Origin of the sequence: Acidovorax soli, from assembly GCF_014207955.1 — a bacterium.
GTDB lineage: Bacteria > Pseudomonadota > Gammaproteobacteria > Burkholderiales > Burkholderiaceae_C > Acidovorax > Acidovorax soli_A.
Map to the genome: position 1 here is coordinate 127439 of NZ_JACHLK010000015.1, position 19965 is coordinate 147403.

17 protein-coding genes are annotated in these 19965 nt (G+C 65.8%); 5 read left to right on the forward strand and 12 right to left on the reverse strand.

Translation table 11 applies throughout. The features are described 5' to 3' along the window. Positions 1-3: 3 nt before the first annotated feature. The gene (locus HNP48_RS28115) at positions 4-1143 is read right to left on the reverse strand and encodes a hypothetical protein (RefSeq protein WP_184863456.1); all 1140 of its coding nucleotides are present in this window, start codon (positions 1141-1143) and stop codon (positions 4-6) included. Next, on the reverse strand, positions 1140-2060 hold the full coding sequence (locus HNP48_RS28120; protein ID WP_184863458.1) for a LysR substrate-binding domain-containing protein: 921 nt from the start codon (positions 2058-2060) through the stop codon (positions 1140-1142). The genes HNP48_RS28115 and HNP48_RS28120 overlap by 4 nt, the downstream gene beginning before the upstream one ends. A 204-nt stretch (positions 2061-2264) precedes the next feature. Between HNP48_RS28120 and HNP48_RS28125 the strand changes: the two genes are divergently transcribed. Continuing rightward, positions 2265-3113: a sulfite exporter TauE/SafE family protein gene (locus HNP48_RS28125; protein WP_184863556.1), complete on the forward strand. Its 849-nt coding sequence runs from the start codon at positions 2265-2267 to the stop codon at positions 3111-3113. Positions 3114-3266: 153 nt separating this feature from the next. On the opposite strand, the gene HNP48_RS28130 is transcribed toward HNP48_RS28125, so the two are convergent. Genes HNP48_RS28130 through HNP48_RS28150 form a run of 5 tightly spaced genes read right to left on the reverse strand, consistent with a single transcriptional unit; the run spans position 3267 to position 6839 of the window. Beyond that, a complete protein-coding gene (locus HNP48_RS28130) occupies positions 3267-4256 on the reverse strand; it encodes a tripartite tricarboxylate transporter substrate binding protein (protein ID WP_184863460.1) in 990 nt (329 codons plus the stop codon). Positions 4257-4297: 41 nt separating this feature from the next. Further along, a complete protein-coding gene (locus HNP48_RS28135; protein ID WP_184863462.1) occupies positions 4298-5362 on the reverse strand; it encodes a maleylacetate reductase in 1065 nt (354 codons plus the stop codon). Then, positions 5355-5699, reverse strand: a complete 345-nt coding sequence (locus HNP48_RS28140; RefSeq protein WP_184863464.1) for a Dabb family protein — start codon at positions 5697-5699, stop codon at positions 5355-5357. Before HNP48_RS28140 ends, HNP48_RS28135 begins: the two co-directional genes overlap by 8 nt. After that, positions 5696-5998, reverse strand: a complete 303-nt coding sequence (locus HNP48_RS28145) for a YciI family protein (protein WP_184863466.1) — start codon at positions 5996-5998, stop codon at positions 5696-5698. Before HNP48_RS28145 ends, HNP48_RS28140 begins: the two co-directional genes overlap by 4 nt. Before the next feature lie 4 nt (positions 5999-6002). After that, positions 6003-6839 (reverse strand): intradiol ring-cleavage dioxygenase, encoded by an 837-nt coding sequence (locus tag HNP48_RS28150; RefSeq protein ID WP_184863468.1) that lies wholly within the window; start codon positions 6837-6839, stop codon positions 6003-6005. A gap of 123 nt (positions 6840-6962) precedes the next feature. Here HNP48_RS28150 and HNP48_RS28155 point away from each other — a divergent pair, with 123 nt between their 5' ends. Further along, on the forward strand, positions 6963-7892 hold the full coding sequence (locus HNP48_RS28155; protein ID WP_184863470.1) for a LysR family transcriptional regulator: 930 nt from the start codon (positions 6963-6965) through the stop codon (positions 7890-7892). 162 nt (positions 7893-8054) lie between these two features. Here HNP48_RS28155 and HNP48_RS28160 read toward each other — a convergent pair whose 3' ends face one another. The 5 genes from HNP48_RS28160 to HNP48_RS28180 form a co-directional block, all read right to left on the reverse strand. Next, complete coding sequence (locus HNP48_RS28160; RefSeq protein ID WP_184863472.1) at positions 8055-10151, reverse strand: UvrD-helicase domain-containing protein; 2097 nt, start codon at positions 10149-10151, stop codon at positions 8055-8057. An 88-nt stretch (positions 10152-10239) separates the two neighbouring features. Continuing rightward, positions 10240-11607, reverse strand: a complete 1368-nt coding sequence (locus HNP48_RS28165; protein ID WP_184863474.1) for a S9 family peptidase — start codon at positions 11605-11607, stop codon at positions 10240-10242. Continuing rightward, positions 11607-13499 carry a hypothetical protein gene (locus tag HNP48_RS28170; protein WP_184863476.1) on the reverse strand — a complete coding sequence of 631 codons (1893 nt, stop codon included), beginning with the start codon at positions 13497-13499 and terminating at the stop codon, positions 11607-11609. The genes HNP48_RS28165 and HNP48_RS28170 overlap by 1 nt, the downstream gene beginning before the upstream one ends. A gap of 157 nt (positions 13500-13656) precedes the next feature. After that, a complete protein-coding gene (locus tag HNP48_RS28175; protein WP_184863478.1) occupies positions 13657-14340 on the reverse strand; it encodes a TetR family transcriptional regulator in 684 nt (227 codons plus the stop codon). A gap of 95 nt (positions 14341-14435) precedes the next feature. After that, a complete protein-coding gene (locus HNP48_RS28180; protein WP_184863481.1) occupies positions 14436-15470 on the reverse strand; it encodes a SecDF P1 head subdomain-containing protein in 1035 nt (344 codons plus the stop codon). A 74-nt stretch (positions 15471-15544) separates the two neighbouring features. Here HNP48_RS28180 and HNP48_RS28185 point away from each other — a divergent pair, with 74 nt between their 5' ends. The 3 genes from HNP48_RS28185 to HNP48_RS28195 all read left to right on the forward strand — a co-directional run bounded on the left by HNP48_RS28185 (position 15545) and on the right by HNP48_RS28195 (position 19963). Beyond that, complete coding sequence (locus HNP48_RS28185; RefSeq protein WP_221480380.1) at positions 15545-15958, forward strand: ankyrin repeat domain-containing protein; 414 nt, start codon at positions 15545-15547, stop codon at positions 15956-15958. 107 nt (positions 15959-16065) lie between these two features. Further along, a complete protein-coding gene (locus HNP48_RS28190; protein ID WP_184863485.1) occupies positions 16066-17109 on the forward strand; it encodes a purine nucleoside permease in 1044 nt (347 codons plus the stop codon). Between the two features lie 532 nt (positions 17110-17641). Then, positions 17642-19963, forward strand: coding sequence for a restriction endonuclease (locus HNP48_RS28195; RefSeq protein ID WP_184863487.1), 2322 nt, complete (start codon positions 17642-17644; stop codon positions 19961-19963). Positions 19964-19965: the final 2 nt, after the last annotated feature.

The following is a 19965-nucleotide window of genomic DNA, read 5'->3' on the forward strand; positions in this document are numbered from 1 at the left end:
CGTCTACGCCTTGCGCAGCACGTTCTTTTGCAGGTAGTCCAGCACCCGGTCCACCCGCTGGACCGCCGTGGCTTTCATGGCGGGTGCCGCCGTGCGCTCGTCGCTCGCGCGCTTGTACTGCGCCACCGCCTGGAACTGCTTGCCGCCATACAGCCAGGCGCTGATGAGCGCTGCGTAGCCGGGGCTCTGGTGCACGTGCTCGGCCAGGCTTTTGGCCGCCTGGGGATTCTTGGGCGCAGGCAGCGGGAAGGCGGGCGTTCCCGACATCACGGCGTGCAGGTCCGGTGCCGTGCGGGTCATCTCCAGGATCGGACCCACCGGGTCCTGCACCTCGTTCACCATGCGCTGCAGTTCGGCCTGGGTGCGCACGGGCACATAGGCATAGACGCCCTGGAAGATGCCGACCCAGAAGCTCATCTGGCGCCGGAAGAACATCTCGTCCTGCTCCGGAAAGATGGCCCGCTGGATGGCGGCGATCTCTTCGCTGAACACATTGATGTCGACGGCCAGACAGGGCACGTTGTTGACCGTGGTGCTCAGCAGGGTGACGCTTTGGCCCCCGACCGGGGTGGCCCGGAAATACGTGGCTTCCGCCTGCGCGCGGTAGTAGGGCAGGCCCAGCGCCAGCCGGGGCGCAATGAAGCCATGCTGCAGCAGCAGGGCGTTGAGCGCGGCGCGCATTTCGTCGCGCGATGCCTGCAGCGCCAGGGTCAGGGGCGCCGCCGCCTCGCGGGTGGGTTCCTCCACGGCCTGGGCCGTCTCCAGCCAGAAACCGGCGCGCTCGGGCGGCAGCACGCGGTCGGGCGGCACCAGGGCCAGGCCCTGCTGGTCATCCAGCACCGTCAGGCCCAGCGCATTGGCGTGCTTGGCCACCACGCGCAGCAACTGCACGCGGTGGGCCTCAGGCAGCTGGAAGGTCCACACGGCCTTGGTGCAGGCCTTCGCATCGGCCACCGGATCGCTGGCCCAGGGGGCCTCGCCGCAGCCCTTGTAGGCCGCCATCTGAGTGGCCAGGGCCGCGAAGCGGGGGCGGGGCGCCGGGGCCTCCAGTTCCAGCGAAAACCAGGTGCGCAGCACTTCCTCGAAGGAGGCCGGGGTGGCCTGGCCGGCAGGTTGTTCCCAAACGCGAAGGTCGTAGCTCATGGTGCAGGTGTGAAAGAGGATGCGGCATTGTGCGCAGCGGGTAGCAGATGGTGCACCAACTGCTGCGCATGTTGTGGCAAATCTTGCAGCGTGCGCAGGCACAGCACCAGGCTGCGCTCGGCCCAGGCATCGGTCAGGCGCACCGCCTTCACACGTTGGGCGCGGGCGTGGCGCGCAGCGGCGGCACGGGGGATGATGCCAACGCCCACCCCCAGGCCCACCAGTTGGCACACGGCCTCGAACTGGCGCAGCCGCACCCGGTAGCGCAGGCGCCGGCCCTGGCGCTGCGCGTGGCGCACCACCAGGGCCTGCAGCGCGCTGCCTTCGGCCAGGCCGATGAAGTCCAGGTGCGCCACCTCGGCCAGCGCCACACTGCGCCGGGCCGCCAGCTCGTGCCCCTGCGGCACCACCAGCACCAGCGGGTCGGGCCGCAGCGCATGGGTGGCCAGGCCTCCCAGGTCCACCGCGTCGGACACCAGGCCCATGTCGCACAGGCCGGCGCGCACGGCGTCGGCCACCTCCTGGCTGGAGCGTTCGTCCACGTCCACCGAAATGCGCGGGTGCCGCGCCAAGAAGCCGGCTATCGCTTGCGGCAGGTACTCGCTGAGCGCCGAGCTATTGCACAGCACGCGCACATGGCCCGCCAGGCCCGTGCCGTATTCGCCCAGGTCGCCGCGCAACTGTTCCATCTGCTGCAGCACCAGCCGCGCATGGTGCAGCAGCGTGTGGCCCGCGGGCGTGGGCTCCACGCCGCGCTGCGCGCGCAGCAGCAGGGGTACGCCCAGCGCGTCTTCCATGCCGCGGATGCGCTCGCTCGCCGAAGCCAGCGCCATGTGGCTGCGCTCGGCCCCACCGGTGATGGTGCCGGCCTCGTGCACGTTCACGAACAGCCGCAGATCGGTCAGGTCAAAGCGCATGGCCACAACGTACCACAGTTGCGCGCTGCCTTCGGCTCCGCCTGAGGCTGGGTGGGGCGCATTCCGCATTTTCAGCGCCCCGCATCTTGCCAAGAATGGCTGGCACGACCCGCCGCATCGAGCGGGCTGTGAAGGAGGCACCCCCATGGATCTGATGCAATTTCACAATTGTCCTGCATTGCACGCTTCTGGCGGGTGGCAGGCATGACGGGCGGCTGGCTGCTTGGCGCCGCGGCCGTCTTTCTGCTGGCCGGTGGCATCAAGGGCATCGTCGGCCTGGGGCTGCCCACCGTGTCCATGGCCTTGCTGGCCCTGATGATGGTGCCGGCCGAGGCGGCGGCCCTGCTCATCGTGCCCTCGCTCATCACCAATGTCTGGCAGCTGCGGCCCTGGTCCACGCTGGGCCCGCTGCTGCGCCGCCTCTCGGGCATGCAGGCCGGCGCCTGCCTGGGCACCTGGCTCGGGGCCTGGGTGATCGGCGCGCCGGCGGGCGCCTGGTCGCGCGCGCTGCTGGGCATTGCGCTCATCGCCTATGGCTGCTGGGGCCTGGTGGGCGCACGCCTGCCGGCCGTCACGCCAGCGGTGGAGCGCTGGCTCTCGCCCGTGGTGGGTTTCCTCACGGGCTGGGTCACCGCCGCCACGGGTGTGTTCGTGGTGCCGGCCGTGCCCTACCTGCAGGCGCTGGGCCTGCACAAGGACGCGCTGGTGCAGGCCATGGGCATCTGCTTCACCGTCTCCACCCTCGCGCTGGCGGGCGGGCTGGCGCTCAACGCCAGCTACCCGGCCAGCACCCTGGTGCTCTCGGCCTGGATGCTGCTGCCCGCGCTGCTGGGCATGGCCCTGGGCACGCGCATCCGCCAGCGCCTGCCGGCCGTGTGGTTCCGCCGCTGCCTGATGGTGGGCCTGCTGGCACTGGGCGTCTACATGGTGGCCGATGCGCTGGCCTGGCACGGCTTTGCCTCGCACAGCGGCGAGAGCGAGGGCGCGCTGCGCCTTGGCGGCCGCGGAGCAGCGCTCTCCTCCATGGCCGAACAGCCCGCTCGCGGCATGTGAAACTGGCGCGGCCCAAGCCAGTGCCCCTGCGCAAGGGCCGCCCTGCCGCGAAGGCGGCGTATCCATCGACTGCGCTGGGGGCGTCCCCCTCCCGACTCGCGCAGCGAGTCGAGAGAGGGGTGAAGGCGCGAAGCGACTCAGGGGGTGCTTTGCCTAATCCAGCGTGATGTGGTTGTTCTTCACCACATTGACCCAGCGCTTGCTGTCCGACAGCAACACACTCGCAAACTGCTCCTGCGTGCCGCCAATCGGCACCAGGCCCATGCTGGCGAGGTACTTCTTGTACTCATCGGAGGCCACGATCTTCTGCGACGCAGCCGCCACCATGTCGATGGCGGCCTGCGGCGTGCCCTTGAGCGCAAACACCCCGTGCCACGAATCCCCCTCGAAGCCCGGGAAGGACTCCGCCACCGTGGGCACCTGGGGCAGCGAGTCCAGCCGCTGCTTGCTCGACACCGCCAGCGCCCGCACCCGGCCCGTGCGGATGAACTGCAGCACGTCCGCGATCGGGCTGAAGGCGGTGTTCACCGTGCCGCCCACGATGTCGTTGAGCCCGCCGTCGCGGTAGGGCACATGGTTGAGCGCAATGTTCGCGCTGTTCGCAAAATAGGCCATGGACACATGCGGCGCGGTGGCCACGCCGTAGGAGGCATAGCTCAGCTTGCCGGGGTTGTCCTTGGCATCCTTGATGAGGTCGGGCAGCGCCTTGTAGGGCGAGCCGCTGGCCACCGTGATCACCAGCGGAATCGACAGCGTCTGTATCACCGGCACCAGGTCGGCCACCTGGTAGGGCAGCTTCTTGTACGCAAAGGGGTTGATCGACACCGTGCCGCTGGCCGTGTACAGAAAGGTGTAACCATCGGCCGGCGCCGCCACGAACTGCTGCGTGCCCACGATGGTGCTGGCGCCTGGCTTGTTGTCCACGATCACGCTCTGCCCCAGCGCCTTGCCCAGGCGCTCGCCCCAGAAGCGCGCCATCACGTCCGGCGCCGTGCCGGCCGGGAAGGGCACGATCACCTTGATCGTGCGGCTCGGGTACTTGTCTTGCGCCTGGGTGGGCGCGGCCAGCCCCGAGGCCAGGCCGATCAGGGCCAGGCCCAGCAGGCGGCGGGTGCGTTGGTGCTGTGGTGCATGCGTTGTCATGGCTTTGTCTCCTTGGGAATGGTTGTCGGTTGTGTGCTCGCTCAGGGCCTCTGGCCTTCGTAGGCGCGCTGCAGCAGCGCGCGCAGCGGCGCCTTTTCCAGCGGCCGCGGGTTCGGGTACTGGTGCGTCAGGGCCAGCTCGCAGGCGCGGTCCAGGTCGGCCTCGCGCAGGCCCAAGTCGCGCAATGCCACGGGCGCGCCGACGGACTGCGCCAGGTCGTACAGCACGCCCGCCACGGTGTGCGGCGCCACGCCGCCCAGCGCGCGGGCGATGCGCGCTGCGGCCGCTGGCACCTGCGGCAGGTTGAAGGCCAGAGCGTGCGGCAGCACCACGGTGTGCGTCTCGGCGTGCGGCAGCTTGAAGCTGCCGCCCAGGGTGTGGCACAGCTTGTGGTGCAGGGCCACGCTCACATTGCCCAGCACGCTGCCGCACAGCCAGGCGCCGTACAGCGCATCGCCACGGGCCTCCATGTCGTCGGCGCGTTGGTGGATGGCGGGCAAGGCCCGGGCCAGCGCGCGGATGCCTTCCTCGGCCATCAGGTCCATGATGGGGTTGCCGTCCGGTGCATACAGGCCCTCCACCGCATGCGCGATGGCGTTGATGCCGCTGGTCATGCTCAGCGGCACGGGCAGCGGCAGGGTCAGCGCCGGGTCGTAGATCACCGTGCGCGGCATCACGCGCGCATCGCGGCCGGTGGTCTTGAGGCCCGCCTCGGTGATGCCGTAGATCGGCGTCATCTCGCTGCCCGCATACGTGGTCGGTATCGCCAGAATGGGCAGGCCCGAGTCGAGCGCGATGGCCTTGCCCAGCCCGATGGTCGAGCCCCCGCCGATGGCCACCGCGCAGTCCGCCCCCAGGCGGCGCGCCTCGTCCCGCGCCGCACGCGCGGCCTCGATGGGCACATGCATCTCGGCCCGCGCAAAAATGCCGGCCGCGCGCGCGCCCAGCCGTTCGGCCACCTGCTGCGCCTGCGCCACCTGCCCGGGCGTGCACAGCACCAGCGCGCGCTGCGCGCCCAGCAGGTCGATTTCGCGCTCCAGGTGAACCAGTGCACCCGCGCCGAACACCGTGCGCGGCGACTGCGGGCGGTAGGTGAAGTCATGCATGGCGGCTGCTCCCTGCTGCAAGCACGCGGTAGTCCACCTGGTGGCGCGCTATGCGCATGGCGCCCAGTTCGCGCTTCACGCGCAGGTGCTCGGGGTGCTCGGCATACGCGGCCAGCGCCTCGGACGACTCGAATTCGCTGTACAGCACCACGTCGCAGGCATAGTCGGTGCGGCTCACGTCCACGCCGATCTCCAGGTGCCGCAGCCCGGGGATGCGGCCCTTGAGGCTGTCGAAGCTGGCGCACAGGCGCTCGATGTTGTGCTGCCGCTCGGCGGGCGTGCCGCCCTGCACGTTCCACATCACGATGTGGCGGATGGTCTGGTGGTGGATGGTCATGCGGGGAACCCGGCCTTCTGGGGCCAGAGGTTGATGAAGGCGTGGATGGCGGTGCTGGCGTACAGCCCGGCCTGCGTGAAGGGCTCGTTTGCCAGCCAGGCCATTGCTGCTTCACGGGAGTCGAAGTCGATCACCAGCAGGCTGCCCAGCATCGTGCTGCCGTCGCCGTCATGCACCAGCGGCCCGGCAAAGGCGATGCGCTCCTGCACCCGGGCCAGGTACTCCTTGTGCTGCGGGCGCACGCGCTGGCGCAGGTCGCCGGCACCGGGCCGGTCGGTGAGCCAAAAGACGAACAGCATGGCCTCAGCCCTTCCTGGCGGGGTTCAGCACGAAGTCGTAGGTCAGCAGGTAGCTGCCATCGGCCTGCTGCGTCCAGTCGCACACCAGCGACTGGCGCACGCCGAACACGGCGTCCGAATCGAGGTAATCGCTGTCGCTGCGGAACACATGGGTGATCAGCGTCTCGTAGCCCGGTGCCTGCACCATGAAATGCAGGTGCGCCGGCCGCCAGGGGTGGCGGCCCGTGGCCTGCAGCATGGCGCCCACCGGCCCGTCGTGCGGAATGGCATAGGGCACGGCCACGATGGAGCGAAAGTGGAAGGCACCCGCCCCATCGGCCTGCAATTGCCCGCGCGCCTGGGCCTGCGCCAGCGCCGTGTGCTGCACGTCGTACAGCCCGTCCTCGTCAGACTGCCACACATCCAGCACGGCCCCGGGGATCGCCTCGCCCGCGGTGTTTTTCACCGTGCCGCGCACCACGCAGGGCGTGCCCTTGGCGCCGTTGGCGATGTCGGCGCCCAACTCGTACTGCGGCGCGTCCTTCACGTAGAAGGGCCCGAACACCGTGGCCTCCGTACAGCCCTCGGGCTTGTGGTTGTTCATGGCCACGGTCAGCATCGACAGGCCCAGCACGTCCGACAGCAGGATGAACTCCTGGCGCTTGTCGTCGGTGATGTGGCCGCAGCCGGTGAGGAATTCGATGCCCTTGAACCACTCCTCCTCGGTCAGCTCCACCTCGCGGGCAAAGGCATGCAGGTGCTGCACCAGGCTGATCAGTATTTGCTGGAGGCGCGGGTCCGCCGTCTGCGAAAAGCTCGCGATCACCGCCTGGGTGATGTTGTCCTGGTTGAGGTTGCGCATGGGGTCGTGTCTCCTGGGTCACGCAGGCCACGTGGGCCGCTGGTTCTGGGAGCCGACTTTATGATTTCCATAATTAAGAATAAATACGCAATAATGGAAACCAGTTTTCCGTGAATTGGAAATATGGACCGCCTCACCGAGCTGGAGCTGTTTGTCAAAGTGGCCGAGGTCGGCAGCGTCAGCCGCGCGGCCGAGGCGCTGGGCCTGTCCAACCCCGCCGCCAGCCGCCACCTGGCCGCGCTGGAGGGGCGGCTCAAGACCCGGCTGGTGGAGCGCAACACCCGTCGCCTGTACCTGACCAGCGAGGGCCAGGACTTCCATGAACGCGCCCGCACTGCGCTCACCGAGCTGCAGGACGCCGAGGCCGCCCTGCACTCCAGCACCTTGAACCCCTCGGGCGTGCTGCGCGTCAGCGCCTCGCTGTCGTTTTCCATGCAGCAGATCGCGCCGCGCCTGCCCCAGTACCACCAGCGCTACCCCAAGGTGCGCGTGCACATCGAGGCCGCCAACCGCTACCTGGACATGATCGAGAACGGCATCGACGTGGCCATCCGCAACCGCGAGTTCGAGCCCGACAGCAGCATCACCATCCGCAAGCTCGCCTCCACCCGGCGCCTGCTCTGCGCCTCACCCGCCTACCTGGCCGCGCGCGGCACGCCGCAGGAGCCCGAGGACCTGGCGCGCCACGATTTTTTGATCTACGTGCTGGCCAACCATGCGCACGAACTGCGCCTGTCGAACGGCGCCGAGACCCGTGTGGTGGGCATCCAGGGCCTGCTCGAATCCAACGATGGCCAGGTGCTGCGCGCCGCCGCGCTGGGCGGCCTGGGCATCCTCGTGCAGCCCAGCTACATCGTCTACGACGACATCGTCGCCGGCCGGCTGGTGCCGCTGCTCAACGACTGGGACCTGCCGCGCATCCAGATCAACATCGCCTACCCCAGCCGCAAGCACCTGTCGGCCAAGGTGCGCTCCTTCATCGACTTCATGGCCGAAGAGTTCGCCAGGAACGATTACGAGCGCAAGTGGACGAGCTACCTCGGCTTGAAGTGAGCACCCCCTGAGTCGCTTCGCGCCTTCACCCCTCTCTCGACTCGCTGCGCGAGTCGGGAGGGGGACGCCCCCAGTGCGGCGGGGCGGCCCTTGCACGGGGGCACTGGTATGGGCAGCGCCAATTGCATCCGCTGCGGGCGGCGCTCAGCGCATTGGAGCTGCCTACACCGGCCCTGGCCACACTGGCTTGGCAGCGCTCTCCACCAGCCACAGCGCTGCGCGTGCGCGCGTCATGGCCACGTAGAGCATGTTGCGCTCGCGATAGGCCTCCTGGTGCGACGCGGGCCCAGGAAAGCGCCCGCGCTCCACAAAGGGCACGGCCACAAAGGTGAACTCGCGGCCCTTGCAGGCCTCCACGCTCAGCAGGCGCAGGCTGATGGGCTCGTTGGCCTGGTGCATGGCGATGCTGGCCGTGGCCAGCAGCGTGAGGCGGCCCAGCAGCTCGGCCACGGGCAGGCCGTGGGCCAGGCCCGCCAGCGCCTGCAGGCTGGCCAGGCAGGCGCTGCGCTCGGCACCATTGATGGGCGCCTCGGCAAAGATGCGGCGCACCAGCGGGTGGGCGCAGAACAGGCCCGCGTCGGCTAGCAGCGGGGCGCACGCATTGGGCGCCAGCGCCATGAGCTGGGCGCAGGCATCGGCCAGCTCGGGCGCGCTCGGGTCCAGCGTACCGTGGGCAATGTAGCGGCGCATGCGCGTGGCACTGCTGTGCAGCGTGGCCGCCAGCTTCTGCCCTTCCTGGGCGCCGGGCAGGTCGGTCCAGCCGGCATCGTCGAAGCGGCCCTGGGCCAGCAGGTCCACGTCGGCCGCGCCGCCGCGCGCCGCGCGCCGGCCATAGTGCAGCAGGCCTTCCACCGCAGCGCCCACGATGCCCGGGGTCAGGTGGCGCTCGCCGCCATCGCCCTGCAGCGCCCACATCAGCGCCAGGGCCAGTGCCACCTCACGGCGCAGGTAGAACGGGCTCATGCCCTGGCAGCCATAGTGCACGCCCTCGTGGCCGAACACCCATTCGAGCAGGATGCTGTCCTGCGGGCTGCGCAGCACCACGTTGAGCGAGCTGTTGTTCTGGCCTGTGCCCTTGCCGTCGCCCTTGGCGTCCTGCAGCGCGCCCCAGGCATTGACGATCTGCCCGTGCAACTCCACCAGTTGCGCGGCGCAGTGCTCGTCGCTGTCGTAGGTGAGGTGCGCAAACGCATCGGAGCTTTGCGCCATGGGCGCAAACGCCACGCCGAACAGCGGGTTCAGCGCCGCGCAGATCTCCGCGCCGAAGCGCCGCGTGGTGTTGATCGCCAGCACCTCGGTGTCCGCCGGCAGGCACTCGCGCATGCGCTGCAGGCCCGAGCCGAACACCGAGAACGAGCCCTCGTGGATGTGCTGGTTGAAATCTCCCGCGCCCACGAAAAGGCCGTTGCCCCCTTGCACCAGCTTGCGCAGCACCATCAGTGCGCCCTCGTCCAGGTCGTGCAGTTCGTCGAACAGCACGGCGCTGTAGCGCTCGCGCAGGGCATCGAGGGGTTGGTCCCAGTCCAGCGCGCCCAGTTGGCGGCACAGCTCGAAGGTGCAGTCGCCCTCGGCATAGAAGCGCGGCTCGTGGTTCATGCCCACGCGCATGCGCTCGTACTGGCCGTACAGGCGGCACAGGCCGTAGTCCAGGCCCTGGTCGTCGCAGAAGGCACGCAGGTCCAGGCCCGAATCCTCGATGTCCCGGTGCAGCAGCTTCTTCTTGGCCAGCGCCTCGAAGGCCAGGAAGGCATCAATGTCCACGTTCTGCGCCAGCAGTTCGTCATCGTCGCTGCCCCCGCCATGGTCATTGCGCTCCAGCTCCAACCGCAGGGCCTGCTGCGCCTGCAGGATCAGAAAGCGCCGGCGCACCGGGTCGTCGAGCTTTTCCACCGGGTCGCCCTGTTCCTTGAGCACCACCTCGCACAGCTGCTCCATGGTCAGGATCTGCATGCTCGCGGGCACCTTGCCGTGCAGCTGCAGCATGCGGTCGCGGATGGCCGTGACCCCGGCGCGCGAATACGCCAGGAACAGGATGGGCGCCGGTTCCCGGGCCTGCCCCGCTTTGCCTGCCTGCAACAGCAGGTTGCACGCCTTCATGCACAGCGTGGTCGTCTTGCCCGTGCCCGCCAGTGCGCTGATGACGATGGCTGGCGCCGCAGAGTCGAGCACGCGCCGCTGTTCGACCGTGGCCGTGATGCGGGCGTGGGCCCAGCTGCGTGCAGGGGAGGAAGCGGGGGCGGCAGAACGTGGGGAGGGCATGGAGGCGGTTTGCAGGGCAGGCCGCCATTGTCCCTGACTGCACCCAGCCCTCGCGCCACAAGCCCCTGTAGCACTTGGGGGGCCCAACCTACCGGCACCCCGCCGCCCGCATGTCCTCCGACCCCACCCGCAGCGTGCTGCCCGGCTGGGTGATCGCGCAGCGCGACCGGAAGTAGAACGACAGCCGGTCGCGCACCGGCGTGCCGGCGATCCGGTACGGCCGGTTGCCCTGGGTGATGGCATCGCCCGCTGCCACCGCCTTGCTGTCGTACAGCCCCTGGCTGATGTTGTGCCGGTCGGCCGAGTCGTCGAAGCTCTGCGCCGTGAGGCGCTTGAAGGCATCGGTCGCCAGCGCGGGGTCGTGCGCGCCCTTGAGGTAACGGTCGAACCAGGCCAGCGTGTAGTAGTTGATGACGCCCTCGCCATACCGGCTGGCCGGCCCGCCAAACAGCGAAAAGTCCAGGTGCGTGCCCGCGCGCAGCATGACCAGCATGGTGTCTACCCCGGCTGCCTTGAGTTCCTGGTAGCCCGGGTCCTTGGGGTGGGCCTCCGTGCCCCGGCCGCGGCCGCCCTGGGTGTTGGTCTTGGCGGGTTCGGGGGGCTCGGTGGTGGGCACCACCTTGAAGTAGTAGTCCGCGCCAATGCCCAGCGCGGGCGTGCGGATCGCCAGGTCGGCGGCCGGGTCCATGCCGATCTTGTCCACCCAGCCGGTCTTCAGCGCCGTGAGGTTGTCCCATGCCACGATGGCACCGATGCGCTTGTCCGTTTGCCCGATCAGGCTGGCCGTGCTGCCGCCTTGGGAGTGGCCGGCAATGCCTACCATGCGCGCATCGAGCTGGTCCCAGTGCGGGAAGAACCGGGCGGCATCGCCCGCCAGCGGCGCTTTGGGTGTGGCAAAAAGCCAGTCCACCACGCTCTGCGCATCGGGCCCGTGCGTGCCCATGGGCGCGGTGGTTTCCAGTGCGATGGTCATGTACCCCGCCTCGGCCAGTACCTGCGCGGCCGAGCGGTGCAATCGCTTGGAGCTGTAGCCCCCGTGCACGATCACCACCGCAGGGTAGGGCGGCTCGAAGGTCTTGAGCCCGGCCGGCAGGCCCGTGCAGCTGCCTGCGGCGCAGGGCCGGTAGATCTCCACGGCAATCGGCTTGCCCGATGCAGACGGTGTGCTCGCCTCGGTGTACCGAAAGCGCTTGCCGGCATGGCTGGCCGGGTTGCGGTAGGCATCGAGCGCGGGCGTCTTGCCGGGGGTGAACAGCGCGGCGGGTTGCTGCGCAAAATCGTCGATGCGCTGGCGTGCGCAGGCCATGTTGTCGGCATCGCGCTGCGCCCACTCGGCCGAGCCGGGCGCGGGCGATTCGTGCCGTACCGGGCCCAGGCAGTCCAGAGCGGCAGGGTCTGCGGCATGGGCAATGGTGGTGGCGCCACCCAGCGCCAGCGACAAAAGCAGGCCCCGCATCACTTGCCCGCCCCCGCGCTCACGTTGCGCTGCAGAAAGGCCGCCAGCGGCCGGATCACGTTGTTCGTCGCATCGTCATCCGCAGTGACGATGTCCACGTGCGAATAGCCCTCGCTCATGTGCACCTCGAAGCCGCCATCCACACCGCCGTACTGGCGGTTGGCTACCAGCGTGGCCTGGCCTGCGGGCGTGCGCGCAATGCCGACCTTGCAACTCGCAGCAGCGCAGGGCGCAATGGCCTCGGCAAAGCCGCGCCAGATGCCGGCCACGGGCGTGAGGCCGTTGGTGCCGCCAAAGGCGATGACGGGGATGTTGATCTTTTTCGCCTGTGTCTGGTTCACGATGTCGGCGCGGCCGCGCCCGCCCTGGGCCACGGGCAGCGACAGGGCGCTGGTATCGAGCCCCAGGTTGGCGCCGCCGCTGCCCTCTGCATTGGCCAGCAGCAGGCCCGAGCTGGGGTAGTACCAGTCGCTGTAGGTGGTGTTGCCCAAGTACAACGCGCGCGACAGGCGCTTGAGGTTGGTGGGCTCCACCTCCTTGCCCCAGGCCGGCGGGCTGGCCACCAGCGTGGCGGGCTGCGGGCCGAAGTCGCGGTAGGCCGCGGCGGGCAGCGGGTCGGTATTGTCCAGCCAGGTGCGCAAGCCGTCGGCGCGCGCCGGGCCCAGGGCGCCCATCGACACGGAATAGAACACCGTGCGCTGCAGGTTGTCATCGTCCATGAAGGTGCCGATGGCCGCGCCCGCCGTCACGGGAAAGTCGCGCTTGCTGAAGTCGGCCAGCCGCGCGTACACGTTGTTGCCCGCCACTCCCCCCTGGTCCTGCTGCAGCAGCGCCTGCGTGCCGTTGATGGTGCCTTCGAAGGCCATCTGCATGCCCGCGATCTCGGTCGATGCGCTCACGCGCGGCGTAAGGCCCGGGCGCGAGACAAAGCCCGGCTCCGCCCCCGAGGCCACGGCGGCGTACAGCCCGCCATCGGCCGCGCGCTCCACCGCATCGAGCTGCGCCGCCGTGGGGGCGCTGGTGGCCAGCGCACCGCCCGGCCCCTCGAACAGCACCAGCCCCTTGAGCTTGGCATAGCCCGGCTGCGCTGCGCCTGTGCCGCTGAGGTTGAAGTCCGTGGCCGCATAGCGCGCCACAAAACCCGTGCCCGCCGAATGCCCGCCCAGAAACACATTGCCATCGCGCGCCACCGTGTGCGCTGCGGTCACCACCGCATCCAGGTCCAGCGAATGCACCTGCGGCGTCCAGTCCGCGAGGAAGGGGATTTCGCGGCTTTCATGGAACACCGCGCGCCGCGCCAGCTTGGCCGGCAGCGGCAGGCCCAGCTCGGCGCCGTACAGGTAATTCAGGCCCAGCGCGGCATCGCGCTCGCGCTCGGCAATGTTCAGGCCCTCCATGTCCTGCAGTGCCACGGATCGGCGGTCCACGCCCCACACCTCCACCACCGCCTTGTGGTCGGCCCACATGCGGCGCACCAGGTTCTCGGCGAGGATCAAATAGCTGTGCGACGCGGCCAGCGTGCCCGGCATCGCTACCAGCACCGCATCCACCGGCTTGCCCGCATGGGCCGCCAACCCGTAGCGCGTGTAGCGCACCCGGTTCAGGTCTGGCCCCGCCGCGCCGAACTGCACAGCCAGCTTGCTGCCCGGCGCCACGGTGACACCCGCCGTGCCCGGTGTGCGCGCGGCCTTGGCGCGGCTGGCCAGCTCGTGCGTGCTGATGGTGAACTCGCCCGAGCCGGCGCCGCCGCCATCCACCAGCGCCTGCCCGCCACCGCCGCAGGCAGTCAGAGCGGTGGCCACGGCCAGGCCCAGCAGGGTGCGGCGCCAGGGCATGCCGGGCTGGGCAGTGTTGGTGTTGTTACTTGGGTGTGTCGTCGTCTTTTTCTTCATCGTTGTCTCCACAGGGTTGCAGTCAAAAATGGGCGCAGGCTGGCGCTGCAGGTGCGTTGCCCAGGCAACGCACACGCGTGGTTCATCAGCAGGAGGAAAGTGGCTAAGAAAGCGCTCTGGCCGGGCGTTCGTCAGCAGCCAGGCCAGCAGCGCTGCCTTAGCCGCTCAGGCCGGCCACCAGGTAATCGAGGAATTCAGTCTGTTGGCGTTCCTCATCGCCCGGCATCGCCAGCTCCATGGGGCCGAACGGCGAGCGCCGCATGTAGCTGCGGTACGAGATGCCGTAATACACCGCGTTCATGGTCAGCAACAGGCGAAACTGGATGGTCTCGCGCCCCACGCCGGGCATCAGCGCCTGCAGCCGCGCCAGCGTCAGCTCCAGCGTGCGGCGGTGCAGGGCGGCCGAAATCTCCTGCCCCTTCTCGCCATAGTCCCATCCCAGCCGCCCGATGAAGTTGACGGCATCGCGCCCCAGCGCGGGTTCGCTCAGCATGGCGATCACGGGGCCAAAGGCGGCCTCCACCACATCGCGCACGGTGTAGCCGGGTTGGCCGGCCAGGGCTTCCAATCGCGCGCAGGCACGGGGTTCCAGCCATTGCTGCAGGTAGCAGGAGATGGCCGCCACCAGCTCATCGCGCCCGCCAAAGTGGTAGTGCAGGGCCGAAGGATTCTGCGCCCCCGCCGCGATCACGATGCGCCGCAGCGACACGGCATTCATCCCCTCGCGCGCCATGAGCTGCATGGCCTCTTCGATCAGGCGGGTGCGGGTGGCTTGCGGGTCGGCGGGGGAGGGGGAGGGCGATGGCGAAGGGTCGTCGGCGGGCGAGGCAAGGGCAGGCATCATGGGCTCCATAATGCACTTGAATTAATTCAGGTGCATTAGGGTTGGCCCTCAATGGGCCGTATTGCCGTTCTGCAGGCTCGCTCCCCCGGGGGTTACCTGGGCGTTCCCATCAGGTCGTTCGCCAGTGCCTGCGCCTGCTCCAGGCTGGCGCCCGGCAGGCACATCTGCAGCTTCGACCCCAGCACCCCGGCCACCCGGGCGATCACCGCGACTTGCCCGTTCACGACCATGGCCAGGGTGGCGCCGTGGTGCGAGCGCGTCCATTCCGTCAAGGCGTTCGATCCATCGGCCGACAGCGTGAGCCAGATGGCCGGATCTTCAGGGCCCGCGAACGACGCCTCGCAGTCCCACGCGGCACGGGCACCCACCAGGTCCTTTGCGGTGAGCAGCGCCGCCCCCATGTCCACCCAGGCGGGGGAAGAAGATGAACCTGCTTCACCACGGTGTGCCAGCTCTTTCATGCCCGGCTTGGGGGTGTAGCTGGCAGGCGCCACCAGCCAGTCGGCCCGGGCCGGGCCCGCACGGGCAATGTCCACCTGCGGCCGTGAGGCCTTCAAGGCCTGGGCGATCTCGTCCAGCCGCACCCGCGATTCGGTCGGCATCTGCACCAGCCAGCACTTGTTGCCAGGTGAGGGGTGTGCGGTGAACGTGCGCTTCTGCGTGCTGCTGCCAAGGGTGGGGCTCTCCACCTGGTAAGACACCGTGACCTCCCGGCCATCGAGCAGGCCGCGCTGGCTGTCGATGGCGCGCACGCCGGAGATTTTCCAATCGCGGCGCAGGGCCTGGCCCCCCGCCAGGAACTGGCCCACGAGCTCCTTGTCGGTCGCTGCCGCCATGCGCTGCGCCGTCCAGCCCGGCCCCAGCAAGCGCTCCCTGAAGGCCTCGGAATCGGGCGAGTACCGCGCGTCCATCAGCTGCGCCAGCCGTTGCTTGAACGGTGCAAGGCTGCGCGGCTCGATCAGCTCGGCGGTGCGCCGTGCCTCTGCGCCACCACTCCACTGGACAAAGCGCACCGCGGCTTCTTCAGGGCTGGGGGCGCACAGGTCTTCGGCCCACGCGGTGCCTGCCGGCAGCAGGGCAAGAAGAAGGGCAAGGCCGCTGGCGAGCATGGTGCGCAAAGGGGGCATGGAGCCGGATTGTGCCGTTGGATTGACTGGCGAGCCCATGGCTGCGCTGGCGGGTTACCCTCGGGGCCATGCCCATGGATGACGATTGGTTCGAGAAAGAGCGCCTGCACCGTGCGGCGGCCGATGGCGACCAGGAAGAACTGCTTCGATTGCTGGCCGCAGGCAACCACGCGCTCGGTGCATTCGATGACCTGGGCCGTACCTCGCTGCACTACGCCGTGGAGGGCGAGCACTACCGGGTGGCTGAGTGGCTGATCCTGCAAGGTGCCAACGTCAACGCGCATGACGAGGCCACGATTGGCGAGACACCGCTCTCGTTGGCGGTGCAGCGCGACTATCCGGAAATGGTGGAGCTGCTGCTCAAACACGGCGCAGATCCCGACATCACTGGGTGGATGGGCAACACCGCGCGCATGCGTGCCGAGCGCCGAAAAGACGACGACGGTAAAGCGATTGCCGCCCTCATCCAGCGCTACCGGCCACACTGATCCGGCACGGATTGCCGGGCGCACAATGGCGTAATTCTTGCGGTGCCGCTGGCATGTGCCGCCCACAAGGCACAGCCACTTATCTTTCCCTTGCCAAGGTGTCTTCCATGCTTTTCAACCACCCCTGTTTTCTCCGTCCCGCGCGCTGGCTTGTGCCGGCCCTGGCCGCGGCCTCCATCATGGGCTGCGCCACGGCACCCTCTGCGACGGCCACTGCTACTGCACCCATCCGCGTCAAGGTCTTCGTCGCCGCCATGTTCGAAATCGGCAAGAATACCGGCGACCGCGCGGGCGAGTTCCAGCACTGGTACGAGCGGTATTGGAAAGACGCCACCCCCATCACCGTGCCCGGTGCCCTGGGCCCCGTGTACTGCAATGCGGATGGCGTGTGCGGCGCCGTGCTGGGCATGGGCAAGGTCAACTCGTCCTCGTCCATGCAGGCCATTCTGCTCAACCCGAAGTTCGACTTTGCAGAGGCGTACTACGTGATCTCCGGCGTGGCCGGCACGCCGCCCCAGCGCGGCACCATTGCCGATGTGAGCTGGGGCACCTGGCTGGTGGACTACGACCTGGGCCACCGCTGGGCGCCTGAAGAAAACACCCCCGGCGCACCCACCTTCATGCCGCGCAAGGGCTATGAGGAATACCGCCGCTTCCAGCTCAACCCCCTGCTGGTGGACTGGGCCATGAACCTCACGGTGGACGTGCCCCTCAAGGACTCCGACAGCGCCCGCACCTACCGCCTTCGCTACCCCGACACAGCGGCCCGCCGCAGCCCCGCCGTCACCAGCGGCACCCACATGACCGGCGACACCTTTTTCCACGGCCCCGGCATGTCGCGCCAGGCCCAGTACATCGCCAAGCTCTACGGCGCCGATGACTATGTGATCACGGAGATGGAAGCCGCCGCCATCGCCCTGGTGGTCAAGCGCACCCACGGCACCGACCGGCTGATGAGCCTGCGCGGCGCGGTGAATTTTGACCAGGGCAACCCGAACGAGACCACGCTGCAGCACTTGGACCCTGCGCCGGGTGAGACGGCAGGGGGCTTTGCGGAGACGGTGGAAAACGTGGCGCTGGTGGGCACGCGGGTGGTGGACCACATTGTGCGGAACTGGGGGCAGTGGCAGGGTGGGGTGCCGGCGCGGTAGAATTTTTTCTGCCTGGTGGGTCGGTCAGTTTTTGCTTTGAAACTCCATGGCTTTGTGCTGCACCTAACCGTAACGTACCACTTCAGGTGAAATTTGCAGCCGGCACGTCAACGTATTGTCCGATGCAATCGCTTCTTGACGCTCTTGGTGGCACTAGGACAGGGAATGCCAAAGCGCTGGATTAAGACTTTGGCGGTCTCGTATCTCTGGATGCACAGCGGGCGTGGTGCGTGCGCTCTTGTGTAGGACTATCAACACGGCGTCACCTGATGGCTCGATTGCAGAGACTCTACCAACTCCCGCAGGACCTCTCAGGCCACGGGGAGAGGATCGTGTCTGGCGTCTATGCAGTTGCCCAGGATGCGACGACTAAGTCCCTTGGACGCTCAATGTCGTTTGTGCATCGCCCTGAAATACCAAGGAGGCCCAATTACTTCACACAGATAGGTGCTTCTATGGCAAAGTTATTTGAGCGAACTCGGCGAGGGACCGAGCTTAGTCCGAAACTTAGAGCGCCTTGAATCATTGAAAAATGCCAAACTACAACTACGACGCACTATCGCCGCAAGACTTCGAAGAAATTGCCCGTGATTTACTACAAGCCGAATGGGGTGTTGCGATTGAGGCATTTAAGTCTGGCCGCGATGGCGGTATAGATCTGCGCTATGCAACTAGCCCGCAGAGTTCGATAGTCGTGCAGTGCAAGCATTATTTTCAATCGGGATTCGCAGCATTACTCCGGCACTTGAAGGCCTCGGAGCTTCCTAAAATTATCAGGGTAAATCCAGCGCGTTATGTCTTGGTGACAAGTGTTCCGCTAAGTCCTGCTAATAAAGATGCGATCATGGAAGCGCTGGCTCCGCATATCAAATCTACTGCCGATGTCATTGGTGTTGATGACTTGGACGGACTGCTCGCCAGACACCCGGCTGTTGAACGATCCAACTTCAAGCTATGGCTGACGAGTACCAGTGTTCTTGAACGAATTATGCACAACGCAGAGATTTGTCAAACTGAGTTCGAGGTGCAAAGAATTCGTCGAAAGCTTCCACTGTTTGTTCAAAACAATGCATACCCACGTGCAAGGCAGATACTTGATGCGAATCGAATAATTGTGATATCCGGTGCGCCAGGAATTGGAAAGACGACCTTGGCTGAACTTTTGCTCTATTCTAATCTTGAAGAGGGATATCAGCCGGTGGTGATGGCTGGAGATATTTCAGAAGGCAAGAAGCTATATCGCCATGAAGAAAAGCAGGTATTCTACTACGATGACTTCCTTGGTCAAACATTTCTTGGGGATCGGAGGGACTATTTTGGAAGAAATCAAGACAAGGCAGTAGTTGATTTCATGGAGATGGTACAAAGCTCTCCATACTCCAGATTCATTCTCACCACACGGGAACACATCTTAGGAGGCGCTATTCAGCTCTCTGAGCGGCTGAATAGCAGTACAGTGGTCAGGGACCGAGTTGTGCTTGAGCTTGGGGATTACAATTTTGGTGATCGTGCGCGGATGGTATATAACCATCTCTACTTCAGTACATTGTCTCGGGCACACAAAGATGAAATGCTTCGAGATAAATTTTATCTTCATGTCATAAAACATCCTCACTTCAATCCGCGCTTAATTGAATGGCTTGCTAGCTTGCAACGTGTAAATGATGTTGCCCCGCCTTTTTATCAACAATTCGTGAAAGATCTTCTGAGGGATCCAACGAAAATATGGGGTCACGCTTTTAGAAATGATATACCGGAGAGTGGCAAATCTCTCCTGTTGGTTTTATATACTGTCTATGCGGCAAATGACGTCAAAGAATTTGAGGTGGTTTTTAATAAATTTCACTCTGCCAGGGCGGAGAAATATCATTTCAAATGCAGTCCTTTGGATTTCAAGGAGGCATTGCGCTTGCTGGAAGGGGCTTTTGTTGTAATAGATTTCGATAATGTTGATTTTTTAAATCCTTCGGTGAAGGATTACGTTTCTTTGCAAATTTCAGAAACTCCAGAAATATTCGATGATCTCCTGAATTCTGCGGTTCGCTTCGAACAAGTTGTTGCATTGTGGCGCTTGGTGAAAGCGAAGCCTGAGTTGCGAGCTCATCCAAACTACAATAGCAGGCGGAGCTTGATTCTCGAAAAAATTGCAGAACTTCTTTCAGCGCCACATGTTCGCTGGTCCAGATCTGATGACGGACAGACTATTGGATTTCCCATTGATGCGGGGCGAGAAAATCGACTTGCTTTTCTTGCGGATTTCTTTAATGATGAAAGATCGCAGCATATAAAGCAGGCGGTTTTTGACGCAATGGGGCAACTGATTGACCAAATTCCCCAGCAGGGAGTGAATTTTTGGAGAGTTCCAGATTTGATTTTTGAATGGGCTGGATTGGAATGGTTTGTTGAAAATGGCGGAGATCAAATCCGACTGCGGCTGCTAGAAAAATTGCTACTCGCTTTACCTAATGCGACTGCAGGTGTTTGGCGTCGAATGGTAGATTTTCCTGGCCAAGTTCAAGGTTGGCGCCAGCGTGACACGAGAAATTTAAATAAGGCGCTACGCTATTATAAGGAAATTGGCTGGCGAGAAGAGTGGGATTCTTGTGGTGACTATGATGAGCGGCAAGATATTATCGATAATCTAACGGAGTTGGTTGACGGTGGAAAATGGAGGCACCATTTTTCGGAGGCGCTGGAAACACTGAGAGTAGAGCTTGCTAACTACTCTGACGATGCCGATGAGCCAGATGAGGGTGAAGGAGCGCCGATTCCAACAGCCAATGAAATAGAGCGCCAATCGATGAGTGAGGATGAGGTACGCAATATGTTCCAAACACTTTTGCCAAGCGAATGATG

Bases quoted from the DNA above. Each gene is read 5' to 3' on its own strand.
- HNP48_RS28115 (WP_184863456.1), bottom strand. From the start codon at position 1,143: ATGAGCTACGACCTTCGCGTTTGGGAACAACCTGCCGGCCAGGCCACC.
- HNP48_RS28120 (WP_184863458.1), bottom strand. From the start codon at position 2,060: ATGCGCTTTGACCTGACCGATCTGCGGCTGTTCGTGAACGTGCACGAG.
- HNP48_RS28125 (WP_184863556.1), top strand. From the start codon at position 2,265: ATGACGGGCGGCTGGCTGCTTGGCGCCGCGGCCGTCTTTCTGCTGGCC.
- HNP48_RS28130 (WP_184863460.1), bottom strand. From the start codon at position 4,256: ATGACAACGCATGCACCACAGCACCAACGCACCCGCCGCCTGCTGGGC.
- HNP48_RS28135 (WP_184863462.1), bottom strand. From the start codon at position 5,362: ATGCATGACTTCACCTACCGCCCGCAGTCGCCGCGCACGGTGTTCGGC.
- HNP48_RS28140 (WP_184863464.1), bottom strand. From the start codon at position 5,699: ATGACCATCCACCACCAGACCATCCGCCACATCGTGATGTGGAACGTG.
- HNP48_RS28145 (WP_184863466.1), bottom strand. From the start codon at position 5,998: ATGCTGTTCGTCTTTTGGCTCACCGACCGGCCCGGTGCCGGCGACCTG.
- HNP48_RS28150 (WP_184863468.1), bottom strand. From the start codon at position 6,839: ATGCGCAACCTCAACCAGGACAACATCACCCAGGCGGTGATCGCGAGC.
- HNP48_RS28155 (WP_184863470.1), top strand. From the start codon at position 6,963: ATGGACCGCCTCACCGAGCTGGAGCTGTTTGTCAAAGTGGCCGAGGTC.
- HNP48_RS28160 (WP_184863472.1), bottom strand. From the start codon at position 10,151: ATGCCCTCCCCACGTTCTGCCGCCCCCGCTTCCTCCCCTGCACGCAGC.
- HNP48_RS28165 (WP_184863474.1), bottom strand. From the start codon at position 11,607: ATGCGGGGCCTGCTTTTGTCGCTGGCGCTGGGTGGCGCCACCACCATT.
- HNP48_RS28170 (WP_184863476.1), bottom strand. From the start codon at position 13,499: ATGAAGAAAAAGACGACGACACACCCAAGTAACAACACCAACACTGCC.
- HNP48_RS28175 (WP_184863478.1), bottom strand. From the start codon at position 14,340: ATGCCTGCCCTTGCCTCGCCCGCCGACGACCCTTCGCCATCGCCCTCC.
- HNP48_RS28180 (WP_184863481.1), bottom strand. From the start codon at position 15,470: ATGCCCCCTTTGCGCACCATGCTCGCCAGCGGCCTTGCCCTTCTTCTT.
- HNP48_RS28185 (WP_221480380.1), top strand. From the start codon at position 15,545: ATGGATGACGATTGGTTCGAGAAAGAGCGCCTGCACCGTGCGGCGGCC.
- HNP48_RS28190 (WP_184863485.1), top strand. From the start codon at position 16,066: ATGCTTTTCAACCACCCCTGTTTTCTCCGTCCCGCGCGCTGGCTTGTG.
- HNP48_RS28195 (WP_184863487.1), top strand. From the start codon at position 17,642: ATGCCAAACTACAACTACGACGCACTATCGCCGCAAGACTTCGAAGAA.